12 protein-coding genes are annotated in these 9,246 nt (G+C 65.1%); 8 read left to right on the forward strand and 4 right to left on the reverse strand.

What is annotated here, in order from left to right:
* The first annotated feature begins 147 nt into the window (after nucleotides 1-147).
* Nucleotides 148-1,188 carry an alcohol dehydrogenase family protein gene (locus tag Q0R16_RS03365; protein ID WP_295631906.1) on the forward strand — a complete coding sequence of 347 codons (1,041 nt, stop codon included), beginning with the start codon at nucleotides 148-150 and terminating at the stop codon, nucleotides 1,186-1,188.
* 7 nt (nucleotides 1,189-1,195) lie between these two features.
* Here Q0R16_RS03365 and Q0R16_RS03370 read toward each other — a convergent pair whose 3' ends face one another.
* Nucleotides 1,196-1,615 (reverse strand): PilZ domain-containing protein, encoded by a 420-nt coding sequence (locus tag Q0R16_RS03370; protein ID WP_295631908.1) that lies wholly within the window; start codon nucleotides 1,613-1,615, stop codon nucleotides 1,196-1,198.
* A 149-nt stretch (nucleotides 1,616-1,764) separates the two neighbouring features.
* Here Q0R16_RS03370 and Q0R16_RS03375 point away from each other — a divergent pair, with 149 nt between their 5' ends.
* A complete protein-coding gene (locus tag Q0R16_RS03375; protein ID WP_295631911.1) occupies nucleotides 1,765-2,088 on the forward strand; it encodes a septum formation initiator family protein in 324 nt (107 codons plus the stop codon).
* Here Q0R16_RS03375 and Q0R16_RS03380 read toward each other — a convergent pair.
* On the reverse strand, nucleotides 2,085-2,861 hold the full coding sequence (locus tag Q0R16_RS03380; RefSeq protein WP_295631914.1) for a class I SAM-dependent methyltransferase: 777 nt from the start codon (nucleotides 2,859-2,861) through the stop codon (nucleotides 2,085-2,087). The two genes, Q0R16_RS03375 and Q0R16_RS03380, sit on opposite strands and share 4 nt — an antisense overlap.
* 223 nt (nucleotides 2,862-3,084) lie before the next feature.
* Here Q0R16_RS03380 and Q0R16_RS03385 point away from each other — a divergent pair, with 223 nt between their 5' ends.
* The 4 genes from Q0R16_RS03385 to Q0R16_RS03400 are packed head-to-tail and all read left to right on the forward strand — an operon-like array spanning nucleotide 3,085 to nucleotide 6,799.
* The gene (locus Q0R16_RS03385; RefSeq protein WP_366857051.1) at nucleotides 3,085-4,704 is read left to right on the forward strand and encodes a phospholipase D-like domain-containing protein; all 1,620 of its coding nucleotides are present in this window, start codon (nucleotides 3,085-3,087) and stop codon (nucleotides 4,702-4,704) included.
* Nucleotides 4,705-4,713: 9 nt separating this feature from the next.
* Nucleotides 4,714-5,331 carry a GTP cyclohydrolase I FolE gene (gene folE, locus Q0R16_RS03390; protein WP_295631917.1) on the forward strand — a complete coding sequence of 206 codons (618 nt, stop codon included), beginning with the start codon at nucleotides 4,714-4,716 and terminating at the stop codon, nucleotides 5,329-5,331.
* Nucleotides 5,332-5,354: 23 nt separating this feature from the next.
* Nucleotides 5,355-6,251 carry an alpha/beta fold hydrolase gene (locus Q0R16_RS03395; protein ID WP_295631920.1) on the forward strand — a complete coding sequence of 299 codons (897 nt, stop codon included), beginning with the start codon at nucleotides 5,355-5,357 and terminating at the stop codon, nucleotides 6,249-6,251.
* Nucleotides 6,251-6,799 carry an MOSC domain-containing protein gene (locus Q0R16_RS03400; protein ID WP_295631923.1) on the forward strand — a complete coding sequence of 183 codons (549 nt, stop codon included), beginning with the start codon at nucleotides 6,251-6,253 and terminating at the stop codon, nucleotides 6,797-6,799. Before Q0R16_RS03395 ends, Q0R16_RS03400 begins: the two co-directional genes overlap by 1 nt.
* Nucleotides 6,800-6,805: 6 nt before the next feature.
* Here the strand turns inward: Q0R16_RS03400 and Q0R16_RS03405 are convergent, their stop codons facing one another.
* A complete protein-coding gene (locus Q0R16_RS03405) occupies nucleotides 6,806-7,582 on the reverse strand; it encodes a hypothetical protein (protein ID WP_295631926.1) in 777 nt (258 codons plus the stop codon).
* Between the two features lie 22 nt (nucleotides 7,583-7,604).
* Nucleotides 7,605-8,084 (reverse strand): peroxiredoxin, encoded by a 480-nt coding sequence (locus Q0R16_RS03410; RefSeq protein ID WP_295631929.1) that lies wholly within the window; start codon nucleotides 8,082-8,084, stop codon nucleotides 7,605-7,607.
* A 245-nt stretch (nucleotides 8,085-8,329) separates the two neighbouring features.
* Between Q0R16_RS03410 and Q0R16_RS03415 the strand changes: the two genes are divergently transcribed.
* Nucleotides 8,330-8,776: a hypothetical protein gene (locus Q0R16_RS03415; RefSeq protein ID WP_295631932.1), complete on the forward strand. Its 447-nt coding sequence runs from the start codon at nucleotides 8,330-8,332 to the stop codon at nucleotides 8,774-8,776.
* A gap of 191 nt (nucleotides 8,777-8,967) precedes the next feature.
* On the forward strand, nucleotides 8,968-9,246 hold a 279-nt coding region (locus Q0R16_RS03420), incomplete at its 3' end, for an adenosylhomocysteinase (RefSeq protein WP_295631935.1).

Raw genomic sequence — 9,246 nt, forward strand, 5'->3', positions numbered from 1 at the left:
ACCGACGGCCCCGGTGACGGTCGGGGGGGCGGGAACCGACGGGTTCCCGCCCTTCTTGTTTTGGGCGCTCGCGCTGTTTCTTGGACAGCCTCGCCCACATCCGCCATGCAGGTTCGCAAGGGAACAGCAAGCACGGAAGGGTAACCGATGAAGGCGCTGCGTTATCACGGGCCACGCGACATCCGGCACGAAGCGATGGATGATCCGGTGCTGCTTACCGATCGCGATGCCATCGTGAAAATGCACGCCTGTTCGATCTGTGGCAGCGACCTTCACATTTACCACGGCCAAGGCTTTTCGGACGACCTGGGCTTTTGCGTGGGCCACGAAGCCATCGGCGAGGTGGTCGAGATCGGCCGCGGGGTCAGCCGGGTGCGCGTGGGCGACAGGGTCATGATGCCCGCCTCGGTCGGCTGCGGGGACTGCATTTCATGCCTGGGCGGCAACGTGCTCGGCTGCAAATTCGGTCTGGGCGCGTGCTACGGGCTCTCGGCGCACTTGCAGGGCAACCAGTCCGAATGGTTCCGTGTGCCCGCCGCCGACATGAACGCGGTGCCGATTCCAGAAGGCATCAGCGGCGATCAGGCCCTGATGATGACCGACGCGCTGGCCACCGCCTGGTTCGGGGCGCGGCAAGCCGATATCCGCCCCGGCGCCAGTGTGGGCGTGATCGGCCTCGGTCCGATCGGCCTGATGGCGGTGCAAAGCGCGTTCGTGATGGGCGCGACCGTGGTCTACGCGATCGACCCGATCGCCGCACGCCGCGCGCTGGCGGTGGATGCCGGCGCCATCACGCTGCATCCCGACGAAGCGCTCGAAACGATCCGCGACGCCACCGGCGGGCGCAAGCTAGATTGCGTGGTTGAAGTGGTCGGCGGCGATGCCACGGTCGACCTTGCGCTGCGGCTGGTGCGCCGGCGGGGCACGGTCTCGGTGATCGGGGTGCAGCAATCGCGGCGCTATGCGTTTCCGCTCGAACGCGCCTTTGCCGCCGGGCTGACCTTCCGCATCGGCACCTGTTCTGTGCACGAGGAACTGCCGACGCTGTTTCCGTTGGTGCAATCGGGCCGAATGACCCCCGAACGCTATATCTCGCACCGCCTGCCGCTGTCGCAAGGCGCCGAAGCGTATCGGCTGTTCGACGAACGCGCGAACGGGGCGCTGAAGATGGTGCTGACGGCCGACTAGCCAAAGGTCAGCGCTTGCCGAAAAGTGCGCGCATCCGTGGCTCGGGGGCAAAGCCCGGTCGGCCGCTGACGAACACTGCCGCTGCCGTGCGCGCTTGTTCGCGTTCGTCGGGGCAGGATTCCACGTCGCGCATCCCCAGCAGCAAGGCTTCGGGTAAAGGTTCGTCGAACAGCACTCCGCATTCGCAGCCATGGACCCAGACAATCATGCCGAACGCTTCGTTTCCTTCCCATTGCAGCAGCGCATCGCCCGCGGACGGCAACGGCTCATGCAACAGCACGCGGGCGCCCGTCACTGACAGATCGGCCAGCACGCCGCTGGCCGTGCCGTGAATCGTGATCAGCCTGGCCCGCAGCCGCAAACGCAGTCGACCATAACGGCGGCGGCCGCGCGTTGTCTGGTCCGGATCGCGCTGGGGTTTGGGCATGGCGGGATTATCGGTTGCATTTCGCTAACCATGGCGCCGCGGCAGCATAGGGAGTTTCACGGAGGCCACCGGACCATTCGTCCACCGCAAACGATTCCATTACTTTTACCGCTTGCACGTGCGTTCATCTTGTGATTCTTGGGGAAATCATGAACCGCCGCGCAAATCCTGCCTCTGCTGGCCCCAAATTGCCACGCGAAAGCCTTACCCAGTCGTTCGCGCTGGTTATGCTGCTGGCATTGGGCGCGTTGGCGCTGGCCGGGCCGGGTGGATTGCTGGCGCTTACCGAAAACGCGCACATGCTGTCGCAGCGCAAGGCCGAAGTGGCGAAGTTGACAGCGCAGCGCGATGCATTGCGCAACCGGGTCGATCTGCTCGATCCCGCCAACGCCGATCCCGATCTGGTGGGAGAACTGCTGCGCAAAGACCTGAACGTTGCGCATCCTGACGAAATGGTGATCGCGCGGCATTAAGCCGGCTTGCGAAACAGTACCTCGGCGCTCGTCACGCCTTCCAGCCTCAGATTGTCGCTGCCATATAGCAAGTCGAGCGGATCGGCCTGGCTGAACGGCAAGGTTTCCGCCGGATAGGCCGCCGTGGCCGCCGCGTCGCGCACGCGGTAGTGCGCGTGCCACACCGCCAGCCAACCCCCCGGCTTGAGCCGCGCATCGAGATCGGCCAAGGCAGCCGTCGCTTGCGCAAACGGCAGGATATCGGCGCAATCGACGGGGCGTCCGGCCTCAAGTTCGCCATGACGCAGCACCGCCAGCGCCAGGATTGCGTCGAAGCTCTCGCGCGGTTCGTCGCGGGTGTCGCCGGCAAGGTGATAACGCATCAGCGCGTCGGGATGCGCGGCAAGATGCGCCTGTGCGCGGCCCAGCGCGCGCGGATTGAGATCGATGCCGACCAGTTCCGCATGGGGCAGATAGCGCCGCAAGCTGCGCAGTTCGGCGCCGTCCGAACATCCGAACGACAGCACGCGCGGGCGCTCGATTCCGCGCAGCCGATGGGCCAGCGCGGCGAACAGTTCGGGATAGCGATCGTCGAACGTGTCGGGAAACGGCTGGAGCAGCCCGGCCGGTGCCTGCCGCCTCAGCCGTTCGATCGCGCGCAAATCGGGATCGAGCCAGCGGTGCAGCCAGCGACCCAGGTTCATCGCAAACGGCACCCGCCGCGCCAGCTTGCGCAAGTGCTCCAGCCGGCGGGTGGCGCGCGGTTGCGACGGTTCAGGCAGGCGCGCAGGCATGGCCGCGGCGATGCGCGGTCGGACCGGCGCTGTAAAGCCGGTTTGCGCGCGGAACTACAATGCCGACAACCGGTTTTGACCGCGAGTTTGGTCACCAGTGTGCGAGAACCGATCGACCTTGCATGGGGCCGCCGGCTTGACCGCCCGCTTGACCGGCTGGTTGGCAGGTCGCATTGCGCGGCGGGTGCCAGGTTCCGGTCGTTGTGTTGCGGAAGCGCAATCGTTGGGTGATCCATTGGGGAGCAGCATGGAAGACCAGTCGGGCGAAGCCAGGCGTGCCGACGGATCGGCCGACGATCTGCACTCCGAATCCGCCTCGGTCTGGGTCCGCGCCCGTGCCAGTCGCGCGCATACGGTTGTCGATGCCGGGCCGTATTACGAACTGATCCGCGAAGCGATGCTCGGCGCGCGCCAGCGTATCCTGTTGATCGGGTGGGATTTCGATACGCGTGTTTCGATCGGCGGCGGGCGCCGGCTGTGGCGCGTGCTCAAGCGCGATACGCCGCCCGCGCGGCTGGGCCCGTTCATGATCTGGCTGGCCAAACGCAATCCGGGCCTCGAAATCCGCATCCTCAAGTGGAACTTCGGTGCGCTGAAGGCGGTGTTCCGTGGGCGCATGATCCTCGATCTGGCGCGCTGGTGGATGAACCCGCAGATCGATTTCAAGCTGGATAGCGCGCATCCGCTGGGGTGCAGCCATCACCAGAAGATCGTCATCATCGATGATTGCTTTGCGGTATGCGGGGGCATCGACATGACCTCGGGCCGCTGGGACACGCGCGATCACCTCGAGGCCGATGCACGGCGCAAGCTGCCCGGCGGCAAGCTCTACAAGCCCTGGCACGATGCCACGATGATGCTCGAAGGCGATGCGGCGCGCGCACTCGGCGATCTGGGCCGGGCACGGTGGGTCTCGGCCGGGGGCGCGCCGATGGCGCCGTGTGCGCCGCAGGACGGCAGCGCCTGGCCCGAACGCGTCAACGCCGAGTTTCGCGATGTCGAAGTGGGGATCGCGCGCACCCGTTCGCAATACGGCAACGAAACCGAGGTCCGCGAGATCGAGGCGCTGTTCGTCGAGCAGATCGCGCGCGCCAGGAATTTCATCTTTGCCGAAAACCAGTACTTCGCCTCGCGCGTGGTGGCCGAAGCGATGGTCAAGCGGATGGCCGAACCCGATCCGCCCGAGATCTTCATCGTCACCCCGTTGAGTTCGGACGGCTGGCTCCAGCAAAAAGCGATGGATACCGCACGGATCCAGCTCGTTTCGGCGGTCAAGGCGTCCGACCATGCCGGGCAATTCTCGATCTGGAACCCGCACAACGCCAGCGATACGCCGATCTATGTCCATTCCAAGCTGCTGATCGTCGACGATGAAGTGCTGCGGATCGGATCGGCCAATTTCAACAACCGCTCGCTCGGGCTCGACAGCGAATGCGACGTGTTCATAAATGCGCTGCGTGAGAGCGGAGAGGCGCGCGCGGCGGTGGTCCGTTCGATAACGCGGCTACGGCATTCGCTGCTGGCAGAGCATTGCGGGCTTGACGCGGGCGAAGTTGCCGCGTTGATCGACAAGCATGGATCGATGGCGGCCATGATGGCTGCGCTCACGGCGGATCGCGGGCGGGTAGGATACAAGCACCTGGTGCCGCTGCCGATGCGCGAATTGACCGAGACCGAGCGCGCGTTGGCAAACAACGAAGTGCTCGATCCGGAAAGGCCCGAAGAAATGCTCTCTTTCTACAAGAAGGGGCTGTTCGGGGGGAGAGGACGCGGCGGGCGATTGCTGCGGCGATTGCAGGACCGGGCGAGAAATCGGGCCAGAAAGCAGGGAACAACAGGATGACCAGACACCATGGCTGACCACGCAGAACCCTTCGACGACGATGACGTCCAGGGCACGCCCAAGCCCCATGTTCCGAACGAAATCCAGGACGCGATCCGCACGCTGATCCGCTGGGCGGGTGATGATCCCGAACGCGAAGGGCTGGTCGATACCCCCAAGCGCGTGGCGCGGGCGTGGAAGGAATATTGCCAGGGCTATGGCGAAGACCCGGCCCGGCACCTGATCCGGCAATTCGGCGAAGTGGGCGGGTATGACGAGGTCGTGCTGCTGAAGGACATCCCGTTCCAGAGCCACTGCGAACACCACATGGCGCCGATCACCGGCAAGGCATCGATCGCCTATCTGCCGCGCAACCGGGTGGTCGGCATTTCCAAGCTGGCGCGCGTGCTCCACGGCTATGCGCGGCGCTTGCAGATCCAGGAACGGCTGACCGCCGAAGTTGCGCAGTGCATCTGGGACAACCTCCAGCCGCACGGCGTGGCGGTGGTGATCGAGGCACAGCACGGCTGCATGACCGGGCGCGGCGTGCGCACGCCGGGCGTGGGCATGGTCACCAGCCGGTTGCTGGGCTGCTTCCTCGATGATCAAAGCAGCCGCAAGGAAGTGCTTGGCCTGATGGGTTATTGACTGCGCTGAAAGGACCGTTGCCGATGTCGATCTTGCTTGCCATTCTGGGCTTTTCGTTGGCCAAATTGTCGGAAGCACCCGTTCCGGCGAACCTTCCCGCAGACTTGCCCACCGCGATCTACACCGATCCGCCCGCCGACAAGGCCCACCCGGCGCGGATGGAGACGATCCATGTCCCATCGGGCGGGGTGGCCATCAACGGCGTGGCCTATTTGCCCGCCGGCGCTGGGCCGCATCCGATTGCGCTGATCTGCCACGGCTGGCCCGGCAACGAGAAAAACCTTGATCTGGCACAGGCGCTGCGCCGCGCGGGCTGGGCGGCGGTGACCTTCAATTACCGCGGATCGTGGGGTAGCCCGGGCAAGTTCCGCTTTGCCCAGAACCCTGAGGATACGGCGGCGGTGCTGGCGTACTTGCGCGATCCGGCCAACGCGAAGTTCCTGGGTGTGGACCCGGCGCGGATCGTGGTGATGGGCCACAGCATGGGCGGCTGGGTCACCGCGCGCACTGGGGCGAGCGATCACAGACTTGCCGGGCTGGTGATGATCTCGGCGGGCGACATGGGTCTGGTCGGCAAGCTGTCGCGCCCGGCGCTGGTCAAGGAAGCTGCGGCGGACGCCGAAACTTTGGCCGAAACCTCGCCCGCGATCATGGCCGACGAACTGATCGCCAATTCGGACGCCAACGAACTGGTGCCGCTTGCGCCCAAGCTGGTGGAGGTGCCGCTGCTGGCGCTGACATCGGATGACGGGTTGGCCGGGCACACCGATCGACTGGTCGCGGCGATCCGCGCTGGCGGAGGCAAGGCCGTGACCGAGGGCCACGCGGCCACCGATCATGGCTGGTCGGATCACCGCATCGATCTGGAGGCACGGATCATCCGCTGGCTGGCGACGCTGCCAACCGCTCCACGCGGGTGATGGCCAGTGAACCATACGTTTTGGCGGTTTCGCAAGACGCGGCGCACGGTTTTTCGAAGCTTCCGGCCAGGACAATTGGCGTGATCGCCGGGATGGGTGTTGCAGGCGACGCCCACGCCGGGGAAACCGTCCAGCACTTGTCGCGGGTGGCGATCGATCCTTCGCAGCCCAATTTGCGGCAGGTCCACTTGATCCATGCCGAATTGTTCGATGAACTCGCGGCCAAGGGCTTCGTGGTGAAGCCCGGCGATCTGGGCGAGAACCTGACCACGCGCGGAGTCGACGTGCTGGCTTTGCCGACCGATGCGCGGCTGGCGATCGGCCTCGACGCGGTCTTGCGGGTCACCGGCTTGCGCAATCCTTGCGCGCAGATCGAACGGTTCATGCCGGGGTTGCTGGCGCAAGTGGTTGACCGCCGGCCCGATGGTGAAATCGTGCGCAAATGCGGCGTGATGGCGGTGGTCGAGGCCAGCGGGTCGATCTCGCCCGGAGACCGCATTGCGGTCACGCTTCCGCCACCGCCGCTCCGCGCGCTCGAAAGGGTATAACGCCGGCTATTTGCGCCCGATCGGCACTCCGATGGTGAACTTCAGGACGGTCGAATCGGCGTTGGCGCCATAGCCCTTGCCAAGCCCGGCATTGATGTCGAAGCGGCCCAGATGCGTATCGATGGCGACGAAGGTGGTCTGCTCGCTCGAACCGAAGTGCCCCAGCGCGCGCAAGGCACCCGCGCCATTGTAGCTTTCGACGCCCAGCGTCAGCCCGGGAGTGACCTTGTAACCGAGCTTGCTGGTCAGTTCGAAGGTGATAGGGTCGTGTTGCAGGCCGGAAACAACGAAGTCGATGTTGCCGTTGAAGCCCACGATCCAGCGGCCGTTGCGCCATCCGCCGATCAGCTTCAATTCGCCGTTGTAGGGATTGATGTCGAGCCGGCGGCTGACTTTGCCCAGTTCGAGGTTGGCGCCCCAGTAGAACCCGGCGTCCTTGTGCGGCGCGAGGTATTTCAGCCGGAACTTGAACCCATCGACCCGCACCACGCCATCGCGCGCCACCGTCGCCAGCGGGAGATAAGCGCCGAGTTCGAGCGTGCTGGTCAGGCCCAACGAGAATTCAGGCGTGATGCGCAGCCGATGCAGGCTCGATTCGGCGCCGGGATAATCAGGCGTGCCGTCACCCGAAAGCACATGGTTGATGTGAACATCCAGCCCCACTTCGCCGGGCCGGTTGATCTCATCCAGGTAGACCTGGATTTCTTCGGGTGCCGCGCGCGCCGCCATGGGCGCCAGCAGGCCGAGCGGAACGAGGGCGACCGCCATGATCCTGCCGATCATCGCCGCCGCCCTCACTGTCCGATCAGAGCTGTTCGAGCATGTGCTCTGCGCTCGAAACCTTGAAGTCGCCCGGCGCTTCGACGTTGAGCTGCTCGACCACGCCATCGTTGACGACCATCGAGAAACGCTGCCCGCGCGTGCCCATGCCGAAGCCCGAACCGTCCATCGTCAGGCCCACCGCCTTGGCGAAATCAGCGTTGCCGTCGGCCAGCATGGTCACGTCGTCCGATCCGCCCGACTTGCCCCAGGCGCCCATCACGAAGGCGTCGTTGACCGCGGTGCAAGCGATTTCGTCGATGCCTTTGGCCTTGAGGTCGGCCGCATGGTCGACATAGCCGGGCAGGTGCTTGGCCGAGCAAGTCGGCGTGTAGGCGCCGGGCACCGAAAACAGTGCAACGCGGCGGCCCTTGAAGTAATCCGAGCTTTGTACTGCTTCGGGGCCGGCGGCGGTGGCTTTTACCAGTTTCACGTCGGGAAGCGTATCGCCTACGGAAATCGTCATGGGTCTGATCCTTGTCCTGGTTGGTATCTGGGAGCGGATATAGGGCCATGCCCGGCGCGTGCAACCGCGCAAAAGGTGCCAAATGCGCGGTTCGAGATGGTTGCCGGGCGCTTTACTGGACATGTTTAAAACTCGGTAAAAGCCCGTGGCGCATCCTCTTTCGTGGGACGGACCGTCCTCGGGAGACAAGGGACATGCAATTCGGGGACATGAGGAAATCGGCTTTGCTGGCGATATGCGCCGGCGTGTTGCTGGTGGTAGCGCCAGCGGCGCAGGCTTCGGCCTGCTATTCTGCGGCATCGCTGCCCTCCGCCAAGTTGCGGCACCTGGATGTGATGCTCATGGTCAGCGCGCTGCGCTGCCGCACCGGCGCAGATGATTTCCAGGCCGATTACGAACGCTTCCTCGATCACAATCGCGGAACGTTGAGCGCGGCCAACCACGCGATGCTCGATGACCTGGCAGTCCACATGGGCGCCGCGCGCGCGAGTGCCGAGATGGATCACCTCAGCGTGATGATGGCCAACCGTTACGGCAATGGCAGCGGCGTGGGTTGCCACGAATTGCGCATGGTGGCGCAGGACCTGGGCACGACGGTGGAGCCGGCCGCACTGGTCGATGCGGCCGAGGCGCTGGTGGGCGAGGCCGCGGTTCAGCAGGCGTGCAGCGCGGATTTTGCCAGCCGGCGGTAAGCGTGCGGGTGTGGCGGGTGGCTGCTCCGATCGGGCAATGGGGCGGGCATCGATCACGCCATATAAAGAAATCTTTATATTTGCCTCTGGCGATGCCAGCGGATATGGGCGGAGGCATGCGGCGCATCCCGCCCTTTCTGCGTACGCCCGGCGCGCGCGCGATTTGACTGCCTGACCAGGAGCTTCCCGACGTGGCCACCGTACTTGATTCCAAAGCCGACTATGTGATTGCCGATATCGGCCTGGCCGAATTCGGCCGCGCCGAAATCCGCATCGCCGAAACCGAAATGCCCGGGCTGATGGCGCTGCGCGAGGAATTCGGCGCGTCGAAGCCCCTGAAGGGCGCGCGCATCACCGGTTCGCTGCACATGACGATCCAGACCGCGGTGCTGATCGAAACGCTGACCGCGCTCGGCGCCGATGTGCGCTGGGCCACCTGCAACATCTTCTCGACGCAGGACCACGCCGCC

This window comes from Novosphingobium sp. (assembly GCF_025351285.1).
GTDB lineage: Bacteria > Pseudomonadota > Alphaproteobacteria > Sphingomonadales > Sphingomonadaceae > Novosphingobium.